Below are 24,766 nucleotides of genomic sequence, written 5' to 3'. Positions count from 1 at the left end.
GATCCTAGCGATTAGACAATAAGGCAGTAAGTGGACGGAATGGCTGTAGCCATGCGCCTTCGTCGGGAAGCTTATCCAGGCTGACGCGAGGTAGCGGGTCGCGGAATACTCCGGGCACTTCCTCTAAGTCTACGAACGTCAATGCCTCATCGGCTACTGCCCAAGCTGCGTGTTCGTGGAATCCTAGGACGGTGACGGCGACTTCCTCGGCGGCTAGCTCATCGAGGGTGTCCTTGAAATTCTGTCCGTCTGCGCTGGCTACCACTAGGCCTTTGAGCTTGCCGGCCTGGTGACGTAGGCGAATGTGGGCGAGCATGTCCGGATCCACGTCGGTTTCCTCGGACAGCTTGGGCTTGGCAAATACCGCGAATCCGATGTTGCGCAATGCCTCGACCCAAGGGCGAACATTATCCGCGCCACCGGGGGTGATGTTGGCAAAGACGGTCGCCTCAGCCTCAATCTTGATGCCAGTGGTATGGCTGAGTTCGCCTGCTTTGGCCAGCAGCCACTTGCCTACGGCGTCGAAACGCGGACGGTGAGCTGCATTAGGGCGCCCACCAAGGATGGCACCCAGCCCCATGTCTAGGTTGGGGGCATCCCACACCAACAAGAGCTCGTTATCGGGCGCTACGGGAATGTGGAGGGGAATATCAAAGGAATTCATTTATTTCTTCCTCCACAGGAATTCCGTGATGGTGTGATCCTTATCCAGGCCCTTACCTTCAAATTTGGTGATGACCTGACGATCAGTAAGCTGCGGGCACTCCGGCCACGGCCAGCCCATATACTCCAGCATGGGTTCTACATCGACGAGCTCGGTAATCCACTCGGCATAGTCGGCGTGATCGGTGGCCACGTGGAGGACTCCGCCAGGCTTAAGGCGGGTGGCGATCAGGTTGAGAACGCCCGACTGGATGATGCGTCGTTTATGGTGACGCGCTTTGGGCCAAGGATCCGGGAAGTAGATACGGACACCGTCGAGGGAGGATTCGCCGAACATGCGGGTGAGAACTTCCACCCCGTCGCCTCGAACCATGCGGATGTTATTGATGTCATTGCGAACGATCGCGCCGAGAAGTTTGGCAAGACCGGGCTTATAGAGCTCGACGGCAATAACGTTGGTGTCGGTCTCAAGCGGCGCCATCGCGGCGGTAGAGGTTCCGGTTCCAGATCCGATTTCTAAGATCGTGTGGGCATCGTCACGCCCGAACCATTCCGTGACGTTTATGCGCTCGTCGGACAGGACTGTGCCCAGATTGGGCCAGTATTCCTCCCACATACTCTCTTGATTATCGGTGAGCGTTCCGCGGCGGAAACTTACCGACCCGAGGCGGGGATAGTCAAGGTCGTTGTTGAACTGGCTATTGAAATCGGTTTGCAAAGGGCGCCCGGCGGGGAGCTCTCCGAGCGAATTTTGAGAATTATCAGAATTAGACATCTCTGCTATTTTGCCCCCCCGCTGGGATTTGTTCAATGTGTGAGGCCCAGCGCAGGGTAAAAAAATAGTGAATTAAAGTGAAAAATGTGACTGAAGTGATTGTCGGGAGGCGCTTTTAAGCTGATATTTCTCTATGTATTGCCTAGACGTCAGACCTCTTTGGGTCGGCTCAGTTATAAGGTGGGAGAATTCTTTCGGGGGAGGGGAGTGTGTAGTGGGGGCCGGTGGTGAGTGCTGGGAGTTCGATAGCGGCCTCTGTTGCGTGTGTGGTGTTGCGTACATTGTTGCCTGATGCTGGCCGATAAAACTGCAGCGCGTGCGGGTATTTGCGGCTTCCTATGAATATTTTGCATGATTTTGCCCCCAAAAGGGGTGGGTGTGTGAGGGGGAAATTTCAAAGATTTTCCCCGGTCTGGCGCGAATATCGGGGGTGGAGCTGCGAATGGGGGCTTTTGTGATGCGCGTCTCTGAGTTAGTGTTCCTTTCCCCGCGTCTTAATGGCTACTGTGTGGTGAGGAAGAACAGTCAATTGACACGCGCAACTATGTCAGGAGAAGTGATGTCCACCGTGTCCATTAAGGGCCTTAAGGGTGAAGTCCCTACAAAGAATGAAGTATTGCTGAATTGGATTGCGGAGAATGTAGAGCTTTTCCAGCCGGAGCAAGTCGTCTTTGCAGATGGCTCTCAAGAAGAGTGGGATCGACTTACCTCGGAGCTCATTGAAGCAGGCACGCTTATTCGCCTCAACGACGAGAAGCGCCCAAATAGCTTCCTTGCGCGTTCCAACCCTGCGGACGTCGCACGCGTTGAGTCTCGTACCTTTATCTGTACCTCCACTCCGGAGGGCGCCGGCCCAACCAACAACTGGGCCGACCCGGTAGAGATGAAAGCCGAGATGACGGAGCAATACCGTGGTGCCATGAAGGGGCGCACCATGTACGTAGTTCCGTTCTGCATGGGGCCTATCGACGACCCCGCGCCCAAGCTCGGCGTCCAGCTCACAGACTCCGCTTATGTGGTGCTTTCCATGCGTGTGATGACCCGCATGGGTGCTGAGGCACTGGCCAAGATTGGCGACAACGGATCTTTCGTGCCGTGCCTCCACTCCGTGGGCGCGCCATTGGAGCCGGGTCAGGAAGATGTTGCGTGGCCTTGCAATGAGACCAAGTACATCACCCAGTTCCCAGAGACCAAGGAGATCTGGTCCTTTGGATCCGGTTACGGCGGAAACGCCATCCTGGCCAAGAAGTGCTACGCGCTGCGCATCGCTTCTGTTATGGCTAAGGAAGAGGGCTGGATGGCCGAGCACATGCTCATCCTCAAGCTCACCTCCCCAGAAGACAAGGTCTACTACATCGCTGCGGCATTCCCATCGGCATGCGGCAAGACCAACCTAGCGATGCTGCAGCCGACCATCGAGGGCTGGAAGGCCGAGGTCGTTGGTGATGACATCGCATGGCTGCGTTTTGGCGAGGACGGACGTCTTTACGCCATCAACCCGGAGAACGGATTCTTTGGTGTGGCACCGGGAACCAACTACTCCTCTAACCCCAACGCCATGAAGACCATGGAGCAGGGCAACACCTTGTTCACCAACGTTGCGCTTACCGACGACGGTGACATCTGGTGGGAGGAGCTGGAAAACCAGCCGGAGCACCTTATCGACTGGAAGGGCAACGACTGGACTCCGGAGAGCGATCAGCCTTCCAGCCACCCGAACTCCCGTTATTGCGTGCCGCTAGAGCAGTGCCCTGTTGCCGCCGCAGAGTTCAACAACCCAGAAGGCGTTCCGATCTCCGCGATCCTCTTCGGCGGACGTCGCCCAGACACCGTTCCGCTAGTGTCTCAGGCTCACGATTGGAACCACGCCACCATGATTGGTGCGCTGCTGTCCTCCGGCCAGACGGCCGCCGCCGAGGGCACCGTGGGTGCTTTGCGCCACGACCCCATGGCCATGCTGCCGTTCATCGGATACAACGCTGCTGATTACTTGCAGCACTGGATCGACATGGGCAAGAAGGGCGGCGACAAGATGCCGGCTGTCTTCCTTGTCAACTGGTTCCGCCGTGGCGACGACGGGCGCTTCCTATGGCCTGGCTTCGGCGACAACAGCCGCGTTCTCAAGTGGATTGTGGACCGTATTGAGGGCCGCGTAGAAGCTGATGAGACTATCGCTGGTTACACCGCACGCGTAGAGGATCTCGACCTCACTGGTCTAGACACCCCGATTGAAGACGTCAAGGAGGCACTCTCTGCTCCTGCCGCTCAATGGAAGGGCGACCTTGAGGATAACGAGCAGTACCTTGAGTTCCTTGGATCCAAGGGCTCGGCAGTGCCCGCAGAGGTGCTTGAGCAGTTTGAGGCTCTCAAGCAGCGCGTGGCTGCTGCAGAATAAGCAGAATACTACGTGCTGTTGAGGCCGGAGCTCCCCTTTAACCTTTAAGGGAGCTCCGGCTTTTTCATGACCACCACGAGGTTGCTCACAAGGAATTCGCGGAGAATCGGTACTCGTACCATCCACCATGCCCAGCGCGGGTGATAACGCGGAAAAGCCAAGAGCAGTTGTGCGTCGGATAGGCTACGCGCCCAGCGCAATCCCGCAGCGCATGAGACATTGAACAAGGATGTTCCAAAAACATTTTTGGGCAGATGCCCGTGGCGGCGAGTGTAGTAATCCCGGGCAAAGTCGCCACCAAGATAGTGCTGCCATAGGCCGGTCTCATGTCCGCCAAAGGGGCCGAGCCATACGGTATAGCTCAGAATTGCGAGGCCGCCCGGTCGCGTTACACGCAGCATTTCTTCTCCCATGAGCCAAGGGTCAGCGATGTGTTCCGCCACGTTAGAGGAATACACAACGTCAAAAGCGTCTGCGCTAAAGGGCAGGGCGGTTCCGCTAGCGCGGACAGCATTCGCGACGCTAATCCCCGCAGCGGACATTTCCCCGGCATCGGGTTCAACGCTGACATAATAAATCCCGCGACGCTCGAACTCATCAGCAAAATATCCAGGCCCGCCTCCGACGTCTAAGACGCTATCCAGCGGTGAGCGACTGTCTTTGCACAGGCTTGTTATGAGCTCCGCTGTGTCAGCTGCCAGCGGGGCGTAGAATTTGTCAGGCGCGGTTTGTTCATGACGAAAACTCCTCAGAAGCGTGAGGGATCGACGCAGGGTTGCAAGCTTTGCAGTACGCTGTAGTGGTTTCGCCATGGAGATTATCTTTTCATGCTCTAGGGTGGGTTGTGATATGAAGATTCTCTTATTATGTTGGCGTGATACGACGCATCCTCAAGGTGGCGGGAGTGAACGCTACCTTGAACGCGTTGCGGAATATTGTGCACGCCACGGACACGAGGTAGTCTTCCGCACGTCTTCCTACACGGATGCTCCCCGGCGCAGTATGCGTGACGGCGTTCGGTTTTCTCGCAGCGGCGGCAAGTTTGGGGTTTATCCTAAAGCTGCCTTGGGGATGTTGGCTGGGCGCGTGGGGTTTGGCACCATGCGTGGAGTCGACGTTGTGGTGGACACTCAAAACGGAATCCCTTTCTTTGCTGCGTTGTTTTCCGGCAAGCCCACCATCTTGCTCACGCATCACTGCCATCGCGAGCAGTGGCCGGTAGCCGGGAAGATCCTGGCTAAGCTCGGCTGGTTTTTGGAATCTCAGGTATCGCCGTGGTTGCACCAGTCGCTGCGCTATGTCACGGTCTCCCAACCCAGCAAGGATGAGTTGGTGGGCCTGGGGGTAGATCCCGATCGCGTGGACATTATCCGCAATGGAGTGGATCATCCACCCACGCATATGCGCTTGGAAGACGATGGCCGACTACACCTGGTCACGCTTTCGCGCCTGGTGCCCCACAAACGGATTGAAGACGCCATCGAGGTGGTGCGCTCGCTTGACGGCGTAGTTCTAGACATCATCGGCTCTGGCTGGTGGGGCCAGCAATTACGGGATAAAGCGGCGGATATTGCAGATCGGGTTGTGTTCCACGGTCAGGTGTCCGAGGAGTACAAGCATGCCCTCTTGGACCGCGCAGCGATACACCTCATGCCCTCCCGAAAGGAGGGCTGGGGTCTAGCGGTGATTGAGGCAGCTCAGCATCGGGTGCCAACGATCGGTTACCGCTCCTCGGGCGGGCTTGTGGACTCTGTCCGGGAAGGCGGTGTGCTGGTCGGGGATCGGGATGAGTTTGTTGCGGAGACCCGCCGGTTGTTGGCGGACTCGGATCGTCGAGAAGCTTTAGGGGCCTTGGCCTATGAAGCAGTGCAGGATTATTCCTGGGACGACACCGGCCGCCGCTTCCTCGACCTCGTGGAACGCGTCGCCCATGCCCCGGCAACGCCCACGCCTTCCACCAGCCACAACGAGGCAAGCGATACGCCCACCCAGTAACTGCGCCCGCGGTGGGTGATGCCGCCGATCTCCGTGATGGTTTCTGCGCCTGAGCTTGTCGACGTCACCACCGTCCCAATACCGCGTTCCTTCAGGCACTCGGTGCAGCCGCGACGCCACTCCTTCACAGCGGCCGAATACCGGGGAGAAAGCTCGTCTACCAGCGTGCCATCCACCACAAGGCCCCCTGCCTCCACACTTGACTGAGCCTTGATCCGAGGATCCACCATGGTGCGCCCGTGGTAGGTCACCAACCCCCGCGAATCCGGGAAAAGTAGGTCTCCCTCGGAGCTCGGCCAGGGGCGCTCGGCCACCGGGGTGAGCTGTTTGAGGGCCACCGGGGCATCAGGAACCTGGAGAATCACAAGGAAGAGAGTGATAAGAGCAAGCGGTCGGCACCGCATTCTGCCCGCGCCCGTCACCAGAGCTGGGATAAGCAGCATGATGAGTTTTTGAGAATCACGGAAAAGGCTCGCGCCGGGCACATGAGCGAGCAACCATCCGCCAACCGGAGTGCTCAACACCAAGCACGTCGCCAGGGCAGCGGCCCCGAGCAGCTGCCACCGCCGGGGGGCTTTCCAGAATGTGAGCAGGCATAGCGCTATCCCAAACACCGCAAAGCCCGCAGCCCGTGAGGGGGGAACTGCCTCAGCGTTCCATATGCCGCCCAACCCCATAAGCGCACCTAGCGTGCCAGTCCAGGTTTCCGCACGGGCGAGAAACGCCGTCGTGGAAGACGTTGGCACAGTGACAAGGCTAGGAATGAGCCACGGAAGGCTAGCGGCCACACCAGCTAACAAGACGGGAAGCTTAGAACGAGCGGCAACCAGGCCCGTGATTGTTGCCACGACCGCCCCCGTCGGAGTCAAAGAACTCAGCCACAGTGCCGCAATTCGACCCCGAGTCGAAGCAGTGATCACCACCGGCAACAACCACGCAGCGATCACCAAAGACCACTGCCCTTGCAACAACCGCTCCACCACAAACGGATTCCACAGGGTAAGCGTTATCGCGGCAGCTCGTGACCACGCGGTGCTACCCAGCCGGGCAGCCCCCAGAGCTCCAGCGACAGCCGCTACCAGTAACAACATCCGCACTACCCACGTAGCTGGAACCACGTGACCCAACAGCGCCAGCACTCCGTCTTGGGGCGCATTGCGTGCCGGCAGATCACCAAAACCTACGGCACCTGCGGTCAGTGCCGGGTGATTGAGCACCACCATGTCACGCAGCCCCAACATCCCAGACCACCCAGAAGGTAGCCACAAAGCCCACATGAGTAGGGTGAGCAGCATCGCGGTCCATGCGACGAGCAGATACGACGAAGAACGCGCGCCGGGGGCAGACATGCTCTAAGGCTTCGGTGGGACGTCGTGGGGGCGTCGTACAGCAAGCCAAAGACCTACCGCGAGCAGCGCAAAGCCAAGCATTTTTGCGACGAACCCGCCGATGCGCAGCCGGTGCAAAGTATCCACTGTCGGCTGGGCTTCATCGTGGGCATGCTTCTGTGTTGTGGCATCCCACTGAAGTGTGGTCTTTAAGATCGCGCGCATGGGGTCGTGGCCTCGCTGAGCAGTTGCGTCTGCGTCCTGCTGATCGGTGGCGTAGAACATGAACACGTCTTCACTCTGATTAACCACCACACCACTCTTAGGCTCTACCCACAGTGTGCGCTTGACGGTGTAATAAGGGGTGAGCTTGACCGTGCCGGGGCGCCCCTCGCCATAGAACTTGGATGCCGGGGCCGTGATCTGCATCTTGCGTATCTGGTCTTGCTGCTCCTGGCTGAGGTCGCTCGTGGTGGCTTCCATCGAGGGCTCATCGGAGATGTCCTCGGGCTGGGTGAAAGAGCGCGTCGCAGCTTTAACCAAGTCCGTGGCGGGAATGTCTTGGGTAAACCTGTAGATCCCGTTATTTTCTTCCACATAATCCAGCGGCCAGGGTTTTTGCGCGATGGGATCAAAGAACTGATACGAGCGGCGTTCCGTATTAAACGGATAGAAGTATTGGAGGCCGTCGCGAGCAAAATCGCCGGTATCAAAGCTCAAATTGAGACTGGGTGCGGTGACCTTCATATGCGACGCAAAATCCAAGACCGGATAGGTGGAATGTCGGATAAGGCGCAGTTTGTCATCGACATCGATGATGGATTTTTTAGTGTCTGTGCGCACGAGATTTTCTGTCACGTGGAGGTCGACCTCGTCGCGGACATCGGTTTTTACCGTTTTGATCTCCCGATGCAGCTGCGTGGTGGTGCTAACCACAAAGCAGCTTTGTGGAGCATCAGCGGGGCAGGGGGCCTCAGGATCGTAGAGAATGGTATCCGCAGGAGTAGTGGTGATCTGTCGGGTGGTGTCCACCGGGATAGGCTTGATTCGGCTGATCATGAGAGCCGGCCCAGCCGCTGCAATGATAAAGAGCACGGCTGCCGCCACAAAGGCAATGATAGGGGCACGCCGTGCATGCTTTTCGGAACGCGCAAACAGGGCTTTTCGTGTGCCCATGCCAGCAGCATCCACACCGGTGTCTTTGCTGTCCATCACCCTGACGACTCTCTACTTTCCGCTAGGATCCCTTAAAGTGTCTCCATCGTACCCACCGCGCACGCGAAACTTCCTCCCCCAGCTTGAGGGGCTACGAGGTGTGGCTGCCACCGGGGTACTCCTCACACACACGGCTTTTCAAACCGGGATGAGCCAATCGGGGATCCCAGGGGCGATACTCGCGCGCTTTGACTTCTTTGTTTCAGTATTTTTTGGCCTCTCAGCGTTCCTGCTCTGGCGCGGTGATCACTCGGGCTCTTCACTCTCGTATTTTCGCCGCCGCGCTCTACGCATCCTCCCGGCCTATTGGGTGTGCGTCCTGCTTGTTTTTGCGTTCTTGCCGGATTCCTTTGGCACGGGGTGGCGCACAATCTTAGCCACCCTGACCCTCACCCAGGTTTACCCAGCCCACAGCCTTGCCGGTGGTTTGACACACCTCTGGTCGCTGAGTGTGGAAGTAGCGTTTTACCTTTTTCTTCCGGTGTTGGTGTGGGCGCTGCGGGGGGCGTCGAAAAGCAAGCGCCTGCTGTGCTTCTTCGGGATGTTTGCGGCAGGGATCGGTTGGGCTGCGGTGCCATGGCCCCTCGATCTAGCCGGTGGAATCAACTTTCAGATTTTCCCGCCTTCCTATGCGCCCTGGTTTGCCGTTGGCCTTATCGCAGCTGAGCTGGAGGGGACACGAATAACCAGGTGGAGAGGCTTTAATCTCACATGGCTGTGGTGGGCGCTGGCCCTTGGCGTGGCGTGGGTGGCGGGGCAGCCATGGTTTGGGCCACAGGGATTGACGCATCCCACCCCCGGAGAGTTTGTGCGAAAAATCCTGGCAGGGGCACTTTTTGGGGCGCTGATAGTGCTGCCTTATGCCTGGGGGACAGGGGGCGCGTGGACATCGTTTCTCAGTAGTCGGCCCCTGCTTATTCTGGGGCGGTGGAGCTACTCGCTGTTTCTTTGGCACCTTCCGGTGTTGTCGATGGTCTTCCCGCTGCTGGGGATCGCACCGTTTTCCGGGCACTTCATGCTTGTCACAGTGGTCTGCTTTGTGGGAAGTGTCATTGTGGCGGCGGCGAGCTTTACGTTGGTGGAAAAGAACGCCCGTTGGGCGCGATAGTGTCGTTTTTGAGAACGCTAGAAAAGGCATCCTGGGGTTTTACGCGAGCCACAAGCGCTAGCGTTCCCAAAAACGACAATCTTTGCCTAGCAGCAGGCACAGCAACGCCAGACAACACAGAATGTCGGTGAAAGGCACAAGGTCAAAGTAGTGGGCGCTGGGCCACGGGGTGCGCGCGAGCCAGAGGGCGGTGATCGCCATCATTGCGCCGATGATGATGGTGGGGGTGATGGTGGTAAAACGCCGGATAGCCCAGAGGCTCGGGAGCATCAGCAGCCCCCACCATCCCACGACGCAGCAGGCCGCCGCCGTGCCAATAATGGGAAGTATGAACGCAGGCCAGGGCTTGACGGGAGGCTCGGTGGCGCGTCGTCGCCGGCTGATGGCTAGGACGCATCCCGCCGCGATCGCCACCGCAAGCACTCCGCCGCCGAGCAGCCCGCGGCGGTAGGTGGAGTCGGCACGCATGCTGAGTGTTACGGCGCCGTGGGCGCCTGGCGGGACGATAAAGCTTTGCGACGCCGCGTTAAACTCCGCCGGACGTAGTTCCGTGCCATCGTCTAACGTTGCCGTGAGTCCTTTGTTGGCGGCGCGGGTGGTCACGAGGATTCTGTCATAGTCAGCGGGAGGGATGCTTTCTCCGCGGGCTATATCGCGCAGATTATTCCGGGGCGAGTAGTCTGGTTCGCTGAGGCGGACCCAGTTGGCGCGGGTAAGGATCTCATGGTGACCGGCGGTGAGGACGAGGTCGTCGCCGCAGGTGTAGGGGGTGTCGTCGATATGCGTGGGCTGGCGGCAGTCGGATTGGAATAGTTGAACGGTGAGGTCTTTGGGGAGGCTAAAACTCCTGATGATCACGCCGGTATCCACCGCAACCTTTTGGAACAGGAATTCTCGGACGCTCGCGGGGGCTTCCGGCACTGTGACCACCCGCCGGATCGGTGCGTCTTCGATGGTGGCTTCGGCAATACCTACTTTTCCGGATTGAGTTGCGGTTGGCTGTTGTGGCCCCAGGGTGATGCGCACGGCGTCGGTCGGGCCGCCGGGCACCTTGATGGTGGTGGGAATTCCAGGTTTGAGTTTGACCTTTGTGTGTGCTCCCGCGCTGCTTATGGTGACCTCTGCGGGAGCGCCAGTGGTGGTGAGGCTCAGCGTCGGGTTATCGGAGTGCGCTCGTAGTTCTAGCCATTGCCCTTCTTGAGTTCCGGGGGCGGGAAACCATGCGGTGTCTGGATCGCCATCGACGGCGGCGGTCAAGGAACGCTCGGGGTGCGCGCCACCGAAAGCAGTGGCATCCGAGGCAGACGAGGAGGCCGCCACGCTGCCGCCGGTTTCTACGACGCGAGTGTATAAACCTTGCGACGGATAATCGAGCGCTGCGCCCTTAGCGTCGCGGGCTTCATCGGCGGAGGCGAGCGGGGCGGAGACCGCAGACTCTATGGTGCCAAAGTTGCGAGCCGTCAACATGGGCGTATCGGTGACGATCTCTGCGCCTTCATGCGTGAGCTCGTAGAGGCCGCGGGGAAGCAGCGGGAGGACTTCGCCGCCGCCTGCGAGCTTTGTGGGTGTTGGGGCGGCCTTTTCTGCGTCGGCAAGCAGCATGTTGCGCTGGGGGGCAAACACGACCACATCGACCTCGCCAAAGGTACGGACCTCTGCAGCAGGAAACAAGCGCTGGACTTTGCTCAAGGTGAGCGCTGTCCCGGTTGTCCCCACGACGGAGTCGTCGAGATCATGTCGGAGTACCAGCGCGCCGACGCCGAGACGTTCGAGCTGGGCTGGTAGCTCGCTTAACTCGCCTTCGTCGATAGCCGCAAGCGTCCCATCAAGCGTGCGGATTGCTTCCGGGGGCACAAGCGGCACAGCATCGCGAACAAGCCACGGAACAGACAACAACGGCTGCAGCGGCTCATCTCTGGTCCATCCCCAATCTTGGCGGGCAAAGCTGGCCGCAGGCAGTATCAAGGTGCGGGTGCCCGAGGCCTTCTCATTGAGAAAATCAGCAGCTTCCGACCAATAAGAGGGGACCTGACTATAGGCACCCGAGGGAAGCAAGCGCCCCGACCACACAGGAGAAACCGCTGCCGCCGCAACAAGCACCACGAGGGCATAGACTGCTGTGCGACGGGGAGCTTCCGGAATCCAGCGGATCTGGATAGCGTGGGCAGCGCCTATAAGCAGTGGGATCCGCACAAGCGGGTCAAACTTATGCACGTTGCGCAGTGCGGTGCCGGGGCCGTCGAGAAGCTCAGGCACTAAATGTGCCCCACACACAACAATCACGCCCACAAAGAGCAACGCAATCCAAAAGGAACGAAACCTCAGGCCGGGTCGGCATAGGCCGATCAGTCCGATGGCCGCGATGGCGAGCGTCACCACGACAAAATAGGGGCTGGTGGCAAGCGCATGGCCGGCTTCTCGCTCGGTCTCTACGAAAGGCGTCCACGACGTGGTGCCGCGTAAGGCTTCGGCGGCGTTGAGCCAGCGCGTGGTGACAAAGGAGCTCTCGATAAAATCAGTAAAAGGAGTGGAATACGTACCGAGGACGGCCAGCGGCACCAACCACCACACGCTCACCGCAACGCAACCAACAGTCCAAACAACAAAGAACCGCCAGCGCCGCAACCACAGCAGCAACAATGCGGCGGGAACACACGCGGCCACCGTAGCCGTCGCATTCACCGCGCCCATACCTATCACGGCCAGCAACGATGCTGCCACCCCTGGGAAACCCTGCACGGGAGGCCGTCGGCTAGCGTGGGGAGTATCAGCCACCGTGCCCGCTACCGGGAGCAACGGCCACAGCACCCAGGGGGCTAGCGCCACCGGCCAAGCCTCTGAGGAAATGGCCGTCAGGGTGGTCAAAATCCTAGGAGACAGCGCATACAACGCAGCGGCGAGCACACGCGAACCGGTGGAACCAACCCCCAGCCTGCGGGTAAGCAACAAAAAACCCGAAAAAGCCAAGCCCAGAAGCAACGTCCACCACAGGCGTTGAGCCACCCAATCCGGAAGTGGGGAGGCAAGAAGAAAAAAAGCCCCCTGCGGGAAGAGATAACCGTAGGCCTGATTTTGCAGCTGACCCATGGGAAAAATATCCGTCCACGGATGGAGAGCTGCGCTAAGAAAGCGCGCAGGGTTGGCAACAAGGTCGTGCTTTGTGTCTGCAGCAGTTAACCCCCACGGCTGCGAAAAACTCACCAGGGCAGTGCAGAACCAGCCGGAAAGATGAGGCCGGCGAGCACAGAACAACAAGAGCAGCGTCACGCGCGCCACGAAGAAGTCGGCTAAGGTCCTAGCCTTTGTCGCCTTTATGAGTGAAGGGGATGCCAAAGCCGGATCTACTGACGTGAGCCATACTCCGGGTCACCGAGGACCGAAGAATCGGCGTTTGCGGCACCGTTGGCTGGCCCAGAATCGACGAGCGACACACCAATCACGGCCACAATGCCCACCGCGATACCGATAACGGCGCTGGCTATGGTGGGGCCGAGGGTGCGGCGGTTAAGGGAATCGGATTCAAAAGCCATACATACAACAATACCGTGGTTTACTGGATGGGCAATGCACATAAAACGACTTCTCGCCGCCGCCCTCCTCGGTGCGCTCGCCGCATGCAGTGACGCCGGAACCGATACGGATCCCGCCAGCACCGAGGTCACCACTGCGTCTGCTACTGCGTCTACAACGCAGGAAACCAGTGCGCCGCCAAGCGCAAAAGCACAACCTAACGACGTCCGCGCTCAAGCCGCGAGCCTCATGATGGTGGGAGTAAGCAACTACGACGACGCTCTCTCTGCCTTACACCAAGGTGTTGGAGGCATCTTCATAGGATCAGGCACAGACCCCAACCTCCTCACCGCGCCGGGCAGAAACATCGAGGCATTGCGTAAGGCCGTGGGACGTGATTTCTCCGTCTCTATCGACTTTGAAGGCGGACGTGTTCTCCGGCACCAAGGAATCCTGGGGACCTTCCCCTCACCCCAAGTGATGGCACAGACCATGAACCCCGAGCAGGTTCGAGGCATGGCTAAAACGATGGGTGATTCCTTGTCGGCGCACGGGGTGACCGTGAACTTTGCGCCAGTTGCAGACATAGACGCTGGATTGGATGTCGTGGGCGATCGCGCTTTTAGCGCGGATCCCACTATTGATGCGGAATATGCGGCAGCTTTTGCCCAAGGAATGCTGGACGCGGGGATTCGACCAGTGTTTAAGCATTTCCCTGGACATGGACGTGCCAGTGGCGACTCTCACACTGGTCAGGTGTTTACCCCGCCCTTGGGAGACCTAGAGAACATCGACTTGGTGCCCTATAGCCGGATTAATGTCCCTGGTGCTGGCGTGATGCTCGGTCACATGGTGGTCCCCGACCTAGGCTCGCCCAAGAATGGTCTTCCCTCCACCCTCAACCCAGCCGCGTATCAGCTGTTGCGCACGGGTTCTTATCGTGGTGGACATCCTTTTGATGGCGTTGTCTACACCGATGATCTTGCGATGGGTGCGATCACGGGGGCTATGCCTGTTCCCCAGGCTGTGGTGGCCTCGTTGCAAGCAGGTGCAGACCAGGCGCTGTGGGTGACCACCGCCGGGCTCAAAGAGGCTATCGACGCCACCGTTGCTGCCGTGGAAACGGGCGCGTATCCCAGAGGTCAATTTGAAGACTCGGTGCGCCGGGTAGGTGTTCTTTAATCCCTTTGGGAAGACTTAAGTAAAAAATTATTATGGTGCGATGATTGTGTGATGTAAATCCATAAAAACAGGATTGATAAAGGTTATAAGGGGTTCTTTGTCACGAAAATAGCCGCACGAAAAAATTACACAGCAAAACTTTAGAGTTCTTGGAATAGTGGGCAACACCCTGTGTCCACTAAGTTGGTGTGAGTGAGTTCAAAGAAGGCAGCTAAGTTCGGTGCAGGAGTGGTCCTAGGGATCGCGTTGCTCGGCGGCGTCGGGTACGGCACGGACTATGTGATCAACCAAGGATCTGTCCCCCGAGGGACAAGTGTTGGCGGCATCAACATCGGCGGGATGGGGAAAGATGAAGCCATCTCGACGCTAAAAAAGGGCCTGGCGCTGAGCGCCCAAGTACAGATCACCGCGGGAGAGCAACACTCCAGCCTCTCGCCTGAAGCCTCAGGACTTGGGGTGGATTGGGAGAAAACAATCGACGGAGCGGGCGCACAATCTGCCAACCCGTTTACCCGCTTGGCTAGCTTCTTCACCACTCATGAGATCAACATCGTCTCCACTGTCGATGAGGCTAAGTTGACCCCGCAACTGGACCGGGTGGAAAAAGAGCTAACTCCTGCGCCTCAGGACGCCAGCCTGGATATCCACGGCGGCAGGGTTAACTCTCACGCATCCGTGAATGGGCAGAGCTTGAGCCGGCAGGAGCTCAACAGCGCGGTCGTCTCCGATTGGCTAAAACCTAATGGTGTGAACGTGAAGGTGAACACCACCAAGCCCGCGATCGGGGAATCCGCACTCAAAAAGGCGGAGGAGACAGCCAACGCTGCACTCCAAGGCCCACTTGTGCTGCATGGACGCGATAACATCGACGGCTTCATCCCCGTGGAACGGCTAGCTGAGGTGCTCACCTTTGTCCCGGATCACGATTCGCTGCGACCGGACATCAACGTAGAAGCAGCTAAAGGCATTTTCCTGGAAAACCTTGGTGTCACAGAGGTGAAAAGGCAAAACGCCAACATCATCTTCAACGGTGGAACCAAGACAATTACCCCTAGCGCGGACGGAATCACCATTGACTGGGAGAAGACGCTAGAAAATTTTCAGGAGCGTGTGACCTCCAAGGACAAACGAACCTTCGATGCCGTCTACATCGACCAACCCGCGACCTTTACCACCGAGCAGGCGGAACGCGCCACCTTTGACGAGGTCGTAGGTGAATTCACCACGGGCGGTTACTCGCAAGCCTCGGGCGTGAACATCGCTCGCGTTGCAGAGATGGTCAACGGGGCAATCGTCGCGCCGGGAGATACATTCTCCTTGAACGGCTACACGGGTCCACGTGGGCGCGCACAAGGTTTTGTGGAATCCGGCGTTATTCTCAACGGTCGGGCAGATAAAGCAGTAGGCGGCGGCATTAGCCAATTTGCCACTACCTTGTACAACGCCTCCTACTTTGCCGGTATGCAAGACGTAGCCCACACCAATCACAGCTTCTACATCTCGCGTTACCCCGCGGGACGCGAGGCCACGGTCTATGAAGGTGCCATCGACCTGCAATTTAAGAACACCTCACCGTATCCCGTTAGGATCGTGACGTCTGCAGGTGGCGGCAACGTGACCGTCAAGCTCACGGGAGTAAAGACTGTCAACGTGGAATCCATCAACGGAGGGCGCTGGAATTACACCCCGCCGAGGCCGATCCGACTATCTGGCCCGGACTGCACGCCTTCCGGCGGTGCCCAAGGTTTCACCACATCTGATACCCGCATTGTGCGCGATCTCAGCGGTAACCAACTCTCGCGGGTAACCACGACCACTGTCTACGATCCATCGCCGATCGTGACCTGCTCCTAAACAATGTGAAAATGCGCGCGGTGTGTAGGCCGCGTGCATTTTTGTATGGAATGGCCACTTTTGAGTGTGTCTGAGTGTTTCTGCTTGTACCTGATGGCCTCAAAAGGGGACGAACATCACGGTCAGGAAGCGTCGCACGCGTTCTTACGCGAGCGTAGTGTGGGCTCAAAGTTCGAGGCTCACGCGAGATCCTAGGAGGAAGTACATGGCTTATAAGACCACAAATCCCTACACCGGTGAAGTGCTTAAAGAGTTCCCTACGGCTACCCCAGAGGAAATTCAACACGGCATTGCTTGTGCGGATGAAACTTTTAAAGAGTGGAGTCTCAAGCCTGTCTCGGAGCGGGTGCCGGTGTTGGCCAAAGCCGCAGAGATTCTGGAATCCAAGAAGCGCGAGTATGCGGAAATCCTGACATTGGAAATGGGCAAGCTCCTTGCCGAAGCCGAGGCAGAAGTAGACATCTGCATAAGCATGCTGCGCTATTACGTGGAGAACGGTGAATCGCAGCTAGCCCCGCGCTATCTGCCCGCACAGGGGTTTGGTGCGCAAGACGTGCAGGTGGTGAACGAGCCTTTGGGTGTTCTGTATGCTGTGGAACCCTGGAATTTCCCTTACTACCAGGTCATTCGCATTGGTGCGCCGCAGTTCACCGCGGGTAACACCATCATCCTCAAGCACGCATCTAACGTGCCCCAGTCGGCGTTGAAGATGGTTGAGCTGTTCCGTGAGGCAGGCGCTCCCGAAGGGCTTTTGGTAAACGTATTTGCAGGTCACGACGCTACAGAGACGATCATTTCTGACCCCCGCGTCCGTGGAGTAGCGCTCACTGGCTCAGAAGCTGCAGGAGCAGCGGTTTCCGCTATCGCCGCGAAGCACGTGAAAAAGTCCACTCTAGAGCTAGGCGGTGCGGATGCGTTCATCGTGCTCAACGATGCCCAGCTGGACAAAGCTGTCGAATGGGCTGTCTTTGGTCGGCACTGGAATGCTGGGCAGGTGTGCTGCTCCTCTAAGCGCATCATCGTTGAAGAGGGGCTTTACGACGCCTTCCTCAACCAGTACAAATCCAAAGTTGCGGAACTAAAAGCCGGCGACCCTATGGATCCAGAGACTCAGCTGGCACCTCTATCTTCCCAGCAGGAAGCCGACGACCTTGGAAAGCTAGTGGAAAAGGCGCGCAGCGAAGGTGCAACAGTGGAAGAACTAGGCGTAGCAATACCCGAGCATGGTTCGTTCTTCCCCCCGATGATCCTCACCGATATCCCCCTCGAATCCGACACTGCGCATGCTGAATTCTTTGGACCAGTGTCACAGATCTATCGCGCTCGGGATGTGGATCACGCTGTTGAGATCGCCAATTCTTCCCCCTTTGGTCTTGGCGGATCTGTGTTCACGGAGGATAAAGATAAAGCTCAGGCGGTTGCGCGTCGCCTAGATACCGGCATGGTTTACATCAACCAACCCACTGGAGTGAAAGCAGACATCCCCTTTGGCGGAACCAAACGCTCCGGCTTTGGACGTGAGCTCACCGACTTAGGTTTGCACGAATTTGTGAATCAGAAAGTGGTGGTGGTCACCGATATTGATGGCGATTTTTAAAATGTAAGGCTTTAGTGGTTGTATTAAACTAGAAATGTCGTAAGAGGCTTATTGAGGGAGCTTCTTACGGCATTTTTTGTGCGCAGAATGGAAAGCGGCGTTCGCAGCCGATGGCTTCCGTGTGTTTATTGTCGTTTGAGAACGCTAGCGGATGTGTGCTGTGTAAAAGCCCAAGTGAGGTTTTCTAGCGTTCTCAAAAACGACAAAACCTTGAGGATCTTAAACCCGAACCTGCATTTCCATAGACAAAGCGGCCCTTTGTTGTCTGATTCGGGACTTTTGTCCATGGAAATGCAGGCTTTAGTGGGGGGATGATTGCTAGTAGATACAAAAAGAGTCGGAGCGTGGTGTATACCATGCTCCGGCTCAAAAAATGGAGCCGATGACGGGAATCGAACCCGCGTATTCAGCTTGGGAAGCTGATGTTCTACCATTGAACTACATCGGCAATGCTGCTTAAGCAACGAGAGTTAGTTTAGCACGAATAGTCGGGGGTGTTACCAAAAGGGGCGTCGAAGCACGTAGACTAGTGCCGTGCTTTATTCAGACCACGATATTCGAGCCACAATTGACGCTGGTGAGCTCAGCATTGAGCCTTTTGACCCAGAGTTGATCCAACCATCGTCCATTGACGTCCGCATGGACCGTTTCTTCCGGGTCTTTAACAATTCCAAGTACACCCACATTGATCCAATGTTGCAGCAGGACGAGTTGACTAGTCTGGTGGAAGTGCCGGAGGGGGAGCCGTTTGTTCTGCATCCTGGGGAATTTGTCCTGGGTGCGACTTTGGAAAAGTTCACGCTTCCTGCTCATATCGCGGGTCGTTTGGAGGGGAAGTCATCGCTGGGGCGCCTAGGTCTGTTGACGCACTCGACTGCGGGATTCATTGATCCGGGATTCTCGGGACACATCACATTGGAGCTGTCCAATGTGGCTAATCTTCCTATCACCCTGTGGCCGGGGATGAAGGTGGGCCAGCTGGCGCTGTTTAAGATGACTTCTCCAGCAGAAATGCCTTATGGCACGGGTGCTTTGGGATCTAAGTACCAGGGGCAGCGTGGTCCTACTCCCTCGAAGGCGTATTTGAACTTCCGTAATTAGTCAGATGCAGCTTTCCGTCATCGGGACGGGTTATCTTGGTGCGACTCATGCTGCCTGTATGGCCGAACTGGGACATGAGGTCGTAGGGGTTGATATCGATGCGGCAAAAGTGGCCGCGTTGTGTGCCGGAAACCCGCCCTTTTTTGAGCCAGGCCTCGCCGAGCTATTGGCTCGCCATAACGGACGAGGCCTGGATTTTACGACCGATATTTCCCAAGCCGCTCAGAGCGCGAGCGTGCATTTTATTACGGTGGGAACGCCTGGCTCGCTGGCGTCGGCAAGCATTGATACGGGGTTTGTTGAGTCGGTGCTGCGGTCTTTGGTGCCGCTACTGCGTGGAACTCACCTCATTGTGGGGAAATCGACAGTGCCGGTGGGCACGGCCGCACGACTGGAGCGGCTGTGCACGCAGCTGAGCCGCCCGGATGCTGATGTGGAACTCGCGTGGAATCCCGAGTTTCTGCGGGAGGGCCACGCGGTTGGGGATACGCTGCGGCCGGATCGTATCGTGCTGGGATGTTGCCCTGAGGGGCGGGCTGTTGCGATTCTGCGGGACGTGTATGCGGAGGCGCTCCTTTGATCGTCACGGATTTTGCGTCGGCGGAGCTGTCCAAGTTGGCGGCTAATGCTTTTTTGGCTACCAAGGTGAGTTTTATTAACGCGATCGCAGAGGTGTGTGAGGCGCAGGGCGGGGACGTGGTTGCGGTTGCGCAGACAATGGGCTGTGATGCCCGTATTGGCGCGGAATTTTTGGGTTCTGGCCTTGGGTTTGGTGGCGGTTGTCTGCCCAAGGACATAAGGGGATTTGCTGCCACGGCAAGCGACATCGGTGCTGCGGGGGCGGCGGAGTTGCTGTGGGGTGTGGAGAAACTCAATCGGCAGTTGCCCGACTCCTATGCTGATGCGCTTAATCGTATGGTTGGGGGTCTGCGTGATGCTCGGGTGGCGTTTTTGGGCTGTGCTTTCAAACCGGGGTCGGATGACGTGAGGGAGTCGCCGGCGGTGACTTTGGTTCAGCAACTTGCTCGTAAAGGCGCGCGGGTGTGCGTCTATGATCCGCAGGCGATGACTACCGCCCGCAGCGTGGCACCAGAACTCGACTACGTGGAATCTGTTGCGCAGGCGCTTATCGACGCCGATGCGATCGTCCTAGCCACAGAATGGCCGGAGTTTGTCTCCCTGGATCCGTGCTTTGCCGAGGGGCTGGTTCGGAAGAAGAATATCCTTGACGCCAGGAATGTTCTGGATAGGCAGCGTTGGTCTGGCTGGTCGCTGTACCAACGGGGTCGGAGGATCTAGGCTCACTAGGTGCACGTGAAGGAGGTGCATCATGGCGAAACCCGATAGACGGAGGTGGAAGATGAGTCCAGAGAGGCTGGAACAACATCTGCAGTTGAAAAACCGGGCGCGAACAATCCCTGACAAGCGTAAAGAGAAAAACAAGAAGGCCTGCCGCCGTGATGGATGGCAGGCCTTCGGGCGTACCAGGGGGCGTGCTGAAGCGCAAGTGCGTTAGAATCGCTCAATGCGCATGGTGAACCTCGGAAAGATAATGTTGGCTCTCGGTGGGTTGGCATACGCCTCTTTTATCACGGAAGCTATCTATGGTTATCCGCTGAATCCCAAGTACGCATACCTTTCAGAATATGCAGCAGCAGATAGCCCACTGCGCTGGCTTTTTGCTGGTAGCGATGTGCTTTCCGCCCTGCTTATCACCGCGGGTGTGCTTTGTTTTATTTCTGTCGGCGCACTGCGCGATCGGTGGACGTGGCATCAGAAAGTGATCCTGGGGAGTCTGCTTGTAGCCAGCGCGGCAACGATCTTGGATGTTTTGTTTCCGCTTCCTTGTGCGGAGTCGCTTCCAACCTGTCCCGTGCAGTCGCATCTTAACGCCCATGTTTTTGCCTCAAGCTTGGCGGTTTCGGGACACGGGGCAATCGGCATAGCGGCAATCATTTTCGTATGGAGGGAACTTTCCTCTCCTAGGAAGTGGGCCCTTATCCCTGCGGTCGCCGGGGTTGGTTTTATAGCCTCAACTGCGGCTTTGCTTTTTGCGACAGCAATCCAGGCGCCTACGGGATACGAGCAACGAGGCCAAGCAATTTTTGCCTGCATACTCATTGTCACATCTTCGATTATTCTGCTTAAGCATGTGGATCGTTCTGCCAGGGTGGGCATGCCCAACAGATAATTACGAAGAGCTCGTTTCGGGGTTGGATGCCAAAATCCTTGATAGCTGGGAGAAACCGTTGAGCTCTTCCATCGCTGATCTGCGCGAGCATTTACAGCCCGGCGAAAAGATCAACATCTTTGGACACTCCGTCGGCGGTCTGGTCGCCATGGAGTGGGCGTGGCTGTATCCCAAGGAAGTCGATCGGCTAGTCCTTGCCGATCCCTCCGAGCCTGTGCACGTACGCAGAAGGCTGGTCCCAGAATGGCTCAAGGAAGGAACGAGTGCCGCGTTGGGCGAACTTTTCCCCCTGGGACATAAACTCACCCAAGTGGCGAGCGGTGAGTCCAATGGCAGATTCTCGGAGTTGTATCGTCGCTTTGGTGGGAAGGATAACGCCCGTTTTCTCTTTGATGAATTCCTCAAAGTGGAGGCCCGGCAGCGTCGTTTAGCTACCGCTTTTGAAGGGAAAAACCCTGCACCGATGGCAAAAACCACGCTGCTAGTTGGCGCGGGCCTGGGTTGGCAGCGTGGCTTTTTGGAGTCGCAACGAAAGCTAGGGGAACAGCTCCGCGCAGAAACTGTGTTCCTACGCGGCGAGAATCATATGTTCCCGGTTAACAGCCCCGAGCTGATCCGTCCGTATCTGGTTTAACAAAGGGAAACGAGAGCACCTCACGGATGTTTTGGCCGGTGAGGAACATGACTAGGCGGTCGATTCCGATTCCGAGTCCGCCTGTGGGCGGCATGCCAAACTGCAGCGCTTTGAGGAAGTTCTCGTCTAGCTCCATGGCTTCGGCATCGCCACCGGCGGCGCGCAGGGACTGGTCGGAAAGTCGAGCGTGCTGCTCCAGCGGATCTGCGAGTTCTGTGTAGGCGGTGCCTAGCTCCATGCCGCAGGCAACAAGGTCCCAACGCTGGGCGATACGCGGCTGATCTGGATCTGCCATCGTGAGCGGGGAGGTTTCCACTGGGAAGCCCGCGTAGAAGGTGGGGAAGACGGTGTTTGGTTCGATGAGTTCGTCGTAAAGCTCGTTGACTAGATCGCCCACGGTGGCGGCGGTGATGTCGTATTTCTCAGCGATGTCCGCGTACTCGGAGACGTCTGCGTCCGGGGAAATATGCTTGCCGACGGCCTCGGACACCGCATCATAAACAGGTACGACGGGCCAGGATCCGCTCAGGTCAAGAACCTGACCGTCCGCTGTAGTCACCTCTGGTTTTCCATAAACGGCGATTGCTGCGGAACGAATGAGATCTTCCGTGAGAATCCGCATGGTGTCCCAGTTTCCATACGACTGGTAGGCCTCCAGCGAGGTGAACTCGGGATTGTGGGTGGCATCCACGCCCTCGTTGCGGAAGTTTCGCCCTATCTCAAAGACACGCGGGATACCGCCGACCACGAGGCGCTTGAGATACAGCTCGGGCGCGATCCTAAGCGTGAGGTTTTGGTCGTATGCGCGGATATGAGTCCTGAAGGGGCGGGCGTTTGCACCACCGTGGATCGTCTGCAGAATGGGGGTTTCGGCTTCCATGTAGCCCTGTTCCTGCAGAACAGAACGCACTGCGCTCACGGCCTTGGAACGAGCCATGAAAATGTCCGTGGCTTTTTGATTAAGCGCAAAATCCATGTGGCGGAACTTTGCCCGCAAGTGAGGATTGCTGAGCGGGACGCGCGGCATAGGGGTAAGAGACTTAGCCGCCATGGCCCAGGAGGAAACGATCAGGGAGCGCGTTCCATTGCGAGAAGCACCCAGCTGACCTGTCGCGGAAATCAGATCACCACGGCTGACCAACCGCTTAAACAAGCGCATCGTCTGCTCTGTGCCGCGCTCGATCACCAGCTGGAGCTTTGTGTGCTCCTCAACCAGATCTGCAAAGACGACCCCGCCGTGGTCGCGGATGAACGCGACCCTACCGGTGATAGAGACCTGGGCCTCCGAACCACCTGATGCAAGCAGCTCCTTGATAGACGTAGTCCGAGGAACCGCTGGTGGATAGGGGTGCATGTTGAGGGCTGTAAGCTCCTCCAGCTTTGTCTTGCGCATGCGCTCCTGAGTAGACAGTGCTGGTGGCTCGATGGCGGGCATGAGGGCAGCGGCTTCAAGAGCGACGATTTCTTCGGGGTCTCCCACGGGAGATCCATATTCCTTCATCCACGGCAGGAATCCCTCGCCGCTAGCAAAAGCAATGAGGACGCGGGCAGTGTGGAAGCCATTATCGATGCATAGGAAACGCGATTGCCACTGCGGGTGGTACTTGACGTTGGACTGGTAGAGCGATTGGATCTGCCACCAGCGTGAGGAAAGCAGAAGCAGCTTGAGCAGCAGTCGTTCCCTCAAAGAGGCCGCCACGTAAGCACCACGATCGAGTGCTTCGCGGAAGGTAACAAAGTTCAGTGAGAACTTAGACACTCCAAGACTGCCGGCCTCTTGCGCAAGGCCAACCACCATGAACTCGGTAACGCCGCCGATTGCGTCAGGATTGCGACGCATAACGTCAAGGGAGAGGCCCCGGCGACCCCATGGTACGAAGGACAGCAATCCCATGACGTTGTCGTCAGCGTCGTGAGCGGTTACCAGGACGGTGCGTGAGTCGCGGGGGTCGCCGATGCGGCCAGACGCCATCGTGAACCCGCGTTCGTCTCCGCGTCGCCAATCCTCAGCGAGCTGAGACAGGCGTTGCAATTCTTCAGCGGGGATCTGTGCTTGACGCTGTACCCGGACGGTGTAGCCCGCCTTACGCGGTCCCGCTATCTCTTTACGCACCTCTGGCATGTTCTTGAGATGGAAGTTATCGGCGTCCACCACTGCCTCATCGCCAAGTGCGATAACGTTCATACCTGCGGCTGCATAAGCTTTTGCTCCAGCCTCCGAAACAGAGGCGGCACCCATAACCCAGCCGTTCTTGCGGCTATGTTCGCGCCATTTAGCCACCGCCGCAGGCCAGGATTCGGGGTCGCCGATGGGATCTCCAGCGGCAAGGCATACGCCGTCGATAACGCGGAAGGACACAGCAGCTTTTTCATCCGGGGATGTGATCAAGCTGCGGTCGTAGCGAGTGGAGAAATATGCCAGGGAGTCTGGCGATGGAGGATTGAGTAGCAACTTACGCGCAAGGAGCTGCTCCTCAGCAGTCGCAGCGTCGTGCTTGCGTGAGCCAAAGAGAATAGCGATGGCAGCAAAGAGCGCCATGGAGGACAGAATGCCGCCGATAACGCGAATAAAGTGCGGGCTGTGCAGTTCGGTTGGGAAAGGAGTCTCTGAAGGGCTCAGGCCGATTGCAGTAAAGAACGACCACGCCGCAGACACACCGCTGTTTTGGTGCTCCTGCAGTACCAGGACACCCCACATCACGGCGAACGAGATCATAAGGCCGACGATGAGCGTGCTCAGAGCGCGTACCCAGGAACCTGAGACGCGGGCGGGGAAGTCCTTGAGTGCCCGGTATCCGCAAATAAGATAGAACAGAGAAAACAGCGTGGAAACGGCGAAGAGAAGAATCATGTACTTGGGATTATCGCCGGTGAAGTCGGGGTCGTTGAAGAACCCGAAGGCGAAAAACAGGAGACCAGAAATGAGATCTGGTACCTGGAATCCCAAGAGATAAAACAGTAGTGCTCCTCGGTGCCCACGCAGCATTCCCGACGTAAGCAGCACCATCAAAATAGTGATGAATAGCGTAGGGAAGCTGGGGAGTCCGATTAAGGAAAAACCAAAACCAATATCGTCAACGAGGTTAAAATTTGCGTGTTTTACTATCAGTCCAATGAGCAGCCAGATGGTGGCTAACTGCGTTGTAAAGAGGATTACTCGGGTTTCCCAGCGTTTCTGCATGCAATCGATAATATGCAACATAGAGCAGAATGCCCAC

Annotated in this window: 17 protein-coding genes, 1 tRNA gene and 2 pseudogenes; 11 read left to right on the top strand and 9 right to left on the bottom strand. The window is 57.6% G+C overall.

Annotated features, from left to right (window positions below; all coding sequences use genetic code 11):
- Positions 1–4: 4 nt before the first annotated feature.
- Entirely contained in the window at positions 5–664 is a 660-nt protein-coding gene (locus tag CBE74_RS23610) for an NYN domain-containing protein (RefSeq protein ID WP_087454673.1), read from the bottom strand.
- Complete coding sequence (trmB, locus tag CBE74_RS23605; protein WP_087454672.1) at positions 665–1,438, bottom strand: tRNA (guanosine(46)-N7)-methyltransferase TrmB; 774 nt, start codon at positions 1,436–1,438, stop codon at positions 665–667.
- 559 nt (positions 1,439–1,997) lie between these two features.
- Here trmB and CBE74_RS23600 point away from each other — a divergent pair.
- Positions 1,998–3,833: a phosphoenolpyruvate carboxykinase (GTP) gene (locus tag CBE74_RS23600; RefSeq protein WP_087454671.1), complete on the top strand. Its 1,836-nt coding sequence runs from the start codon at positions 1,998–2,000 to the stop codon at positions 3,831–3,833.
- A 44-nt stretch (positions 3,834–3,877) separates the two neighbouring features.
- Here the strand turns inward: CBE74_RS23600 and CBE74_RS23595 are convergent, their stop codons facing one another.
- Positions 3,878–4,645, bottom strand: a complete 768-nt coding sequence (locus CBE74_RS23595) for a class I SAM-dependent methyltransferase (RefSeq protein WP_087454670.1) — start codon at positions 4,643–4,645, stop codon at positions 3,878–3,880.
- Between the two features lie 37 nt (positions 4,646–4,682).
- Here CBE74_RS23595 and CBE74_RS23590 point away from each other — a divergent pair, with 37 nt between their 5' ends.
- Positions 4,683–5,828, top strand: a complete 1,146-nt coding sequence (locus CBE74_RS23590; RefSeq protein ID WP_087454669.1) for a glycosyltransferase family 4 protein — start codon at positions 4,683–4,685, stop codon at positions 5,826–5,828.
- Here the strand turns inward: CBE74_RS23590 and CBE74_RS24845 are convergent.
- Positions 5,792–7,105 (bottom strand): annotated as a pseudogene (locus CBE74_RS24845) (MmpA family trehalose lipid delivery protein); the annotation flags it as partial. The gene CBE74_RS23590 and the pseudogene CBE74_RS24845 sit on opposite strands and share 37 nt — an antisense overlap.
- Before the next feature lie 75 nt (positions 7,106–7,180).
- Positions 7,181–8,368 carry a PorA family protein gene (locus CBE74_RS23585; protein ID WP_087454668.1) on the bottom strand — a complete coding sequence of 396 codons (1,188 nt, stop codon included), beginning with the start codon at positions 8,366–8,368 and terminating at the stop codon, positions 7,181–7,183.
- Between the two features lie 40 nt (positions 8,369–8,408).
- Between CBE74_RS23585 and CBE74_RS23580 the strand changes: the two genes are divergently transcribed.
- Entirely contained in the window at positions 8,409–9,479 is a 1,071-nt protein-coding gene (locus CBE74_RS23580; RefSeq protein ID WP_087454667.1) for an acyltransferase family protein, read from the top strand.
- 57 nt (positions 9,480–9,536) lie between these two features.
- Here the strand turns inward: CBE74_RS23580 and CBE74_RS23575 are convergent, their stop codons facing one another.
- Together CBE74_RS23575 and CBE74_RS23570 are read right to left on the bottom strand one after the other, a co-directional pair.
- The gene (locus tag CBE74_RS23575; RefSeq protein WP_087454666.1) at positions 9,537–12,755 is read right to left on the bottom strand and encodes an alpha-(1->3)-arabinofuranosyltransferase domain-containing protein; all 3,219 of its coding nucleotides are present in this window, start codon (positions 12,753–12,755) and stop codon (positions 9,537–9,539) included.
- A gap of 65 nt (positions 12,756–12,820) precedes the next feature.
- A complete protein-coding gene (locus tag CBE74_RS23570; RefSeq protein WP_014836883.1) occupies positions 12,821–13,009 on the bottom strand; it encodes a DUF2613 domain-containing protein in 189 nt (62 codons plus the stop codon).
- A 34-nt stretch (positions 13,010–13,043) separates the two neighbouring features.
- On the opposite strand from CBE74_RS23570, the gene CBE74_RS23565 reads away from it, so the two are divergent.
- The 3 genes from CBE74_RS23565 (at position 13,044) to CBE74_RS23555 (ending at position 17,622) form a co-directional block, all read left to right on the top strand.
- Positions 13,044–14,171 carry a glycoside hydrolase family 3 N-terminal domain-containing protein gene (locus CBE74_RS23565; protein WP_087454665.1) on the top strand — a complete coding sequence of 376 codons (1,128 nt, stop codon included), beginning with the start codon at positions 13,044–13,046 and terminating at the stop codon, positions 14,169–14,171.
- 192 nt (positions 14,172–14,363) lie between these two features.
- On the top strand, positions 14,364–16,025 hold the full coding sequence (locus CBE74_RS23560; RefSeq protein WP_087454664.1) for a VanW family protein: 1,662 nt from the start codon (positions 14,364–14,366) through the stop codon (positions 16,023–16,025).
- Between the two features lie 205 nt (positions 16,026–16,230).
- Positions 16,231–17,622, top strand: coding sequence for an NAD-dependent succinate-semialdehyde dehydrogenase (locus CBE74_RS23555; RefSeq protein ID WP_087454663.1), 1,392 nt, complete (start codon positions 16,231–16,233; stop codon positions 17,620–17,622).
- Between the two features lie 374 nt (positions 17,623–17,996).
- Here CBE74_RS23555 and CBE74_RS23550 read toward each other — a convergent pair.
- A tRNA-Gly gene (locus tag CBE74_RS23550) sits at positions 17,997–18,070 on the bottom strand.
- Positions 18,071–18,156: 86 nt separating this feature from the next.
- On the opposite strand from CBE74_RS23550, the gene dcd reads away from it, so the two are divergent.
- From dcd to CBE74_RS23525, 5 genes and pseudogenes are all read left to right on the top strand, one after another.
- On the top strand, positions 18,157–18,723 hold the full coding sequence (dcd, locus tag CBE74_RS23545) for a dCTP deaminase (protein WP_013912502.1): 567 nt from the start codon (positions 18,157–18,159) through the stop codon (positions 18,721–18,723).
- Positions 18,724–18,727: 4 nt separating this feature from the next.
- A pseudogene (locus tag CBE74_RS23540) lies at positions 18,728–20,022 on the top strand (UDP-glucose dehydrogenase family protein).
- Positions 20,023–20,053: 31 nt separating this feature from the next.
- A complete protein-coding gene (locus tag CBE74_RS23535) occupies positions 20,054–20,239 on the top strand; it encodes a hypothetical protein (protein ID WP_087454662.1) in 186 nt (61 codons plus the stop codon).
- A 9-nt stretch (positions 20,240–20,248) separates the two neighbouring features.
- Positions 20,249–20,914 (top strand): DUF998 domain-containing protein, encoded by a 666-nt coding sequence (locus tag CBE74_RS23530; RefSeq protein ID WP_087454661.1) that lies wholly within the window; start codon positions 20,249–20,251, stop codon positions 20,912–20,914.
- A 22-nt stretch (positions 20,915–20,936) separates the two neighbouring features.
- Positions 20,937–21,548: an alpha/beta fold hydrolase gene (locus tag CBE74_RS23525; RefSeq protein WP_014836872.1), complete on the top strand. Its 612-nt coding sequence runs from the start codon at positions 20,937–20,939 to the stop codon at positions 21,546–21,548.
- On the opposite strand, the gene lysX is transcribed toward CBE74_RS23525, so the two are convergent.
- Entirely contained in the window at positions 21,511–24,750 is a 3,240-nt protein-coding gene (gene lysX / locus CBE74_RS23520; protein WP_087454660.1) for a bifunctional lysylphosphatidylglycerol synthetase/lysine--tRNA ligase LysX, read from the bottom strand. The two genes, CBE74_RS23525 and lysX, sit on opposite strands and share 38 nt — an antisense overlap.
- Positions 24,751–24,766 lie beyond the last annotated feature (16 nt).

The organism is Corynebacterium silvaticum, from assembly GCF_002162115.2.
GTDB lineage: Bacteria > Actinomycetota > Actinomycetes > Mycobacteriales > Mycobacteriaceae > Corynebacterium > Corynebacterium silvaticum.
Note: the sequence above shows the minus strand (reverse complement) of the source record. Positions and strands in the feature narration are given on the sequence as shown.

What these genes read in the sequence shown, in the direction of transcription:
- CBE74_RS23585 (WP_087454668.1), bottom strand. Translation starts at nt 8,368, where the DNA reads ATGGACAGCAAAGACACCGGTGTGGATGCTGCTGGCATGGGCACACGA.
- lysX (WP_087454660.1), bottom strand. Translation starts at nt 24,750, where the DNA reads ATGTTGCATATTATCGATTGCATGCAGAAACGCTGGGAAACCCGAGTA.
- CBE74_RS23600 (WP_087454671.1), top strand. Translation starts at nt 1,998, where the DNA reads ATGTCCACCGTGTCCATTAAGGGCCTTAAGGGTGAAGTCCCTACAAAG.
- CBE74_RS23570 (WP_014836883.1), bottom strand. Translation starts at nt 13,009, where the DNA reads ATGGCTTTTGAATCCGATTCCCTTAACCGCCGCACCCTCGGCCCCACC.
- CBE74_RS23590 (WP_087454669.1), top strand. Translation starts at nt 4,683, where the DNA reads ATGAAGATTCTCTTATTATGTTGGCGTGATACGACGCATCCTCAAGGT.
- CBE74_RS23610 (WP_087454673.1), bottom strand. Translation starts at nt 664, where the DNA reads ATGAATTCCTTTGATATTCCCCTCCACATTCCCGTAGCGCCCGATAAC.
- CBE74_RS23530 (WP_087454661.1), top strand. Translation starts at nt 20,249, where the DNA reads ATGCGCATGGTGAACCTCGGAAAGATAATGTTGGCTCTCGGTGGGTTG.
- CBE74_RS23535 (WP_087454662.1), top strand. Translation starts at nt 20,054, where the DNA reads ATGGCGAAACCCGATAGACGGAGGTGGAAGATGAGTCCAGAGAGGCTG.
- CBE74_RS23595 (WP_087454670.1), bottom strand. Translation starts at nt 4,645, where the DNA reads ATGGCGAAACCACTACAGCGTACTGCAAAGCTTGCAACCCTGCGTCGA.
- trmB (WP_087454672.1), bottom strand. Translation starts at nt 1,438, where the DNA reads ATGTCTAATTCTGATAATTCTCAAAATTCGCTCGGAGAGCTCCCCGCC.
- CBE74_RS23565 (WP_087454665.1), top strand. Translation starts at nt 13,044, where the DNA reads ATGCACATAAAACGACTTCTCGCCGCCGCCCTCCTCGGTGCGCTCGCC.
- CBE74_RS23555 (WP_087454663.1), top strand. Translation starts at nt 16,231, where the DNA reads ATGGCTTATAAGACCACAAATCCCTACACCGGTGAAGTGCTTAAAGAG.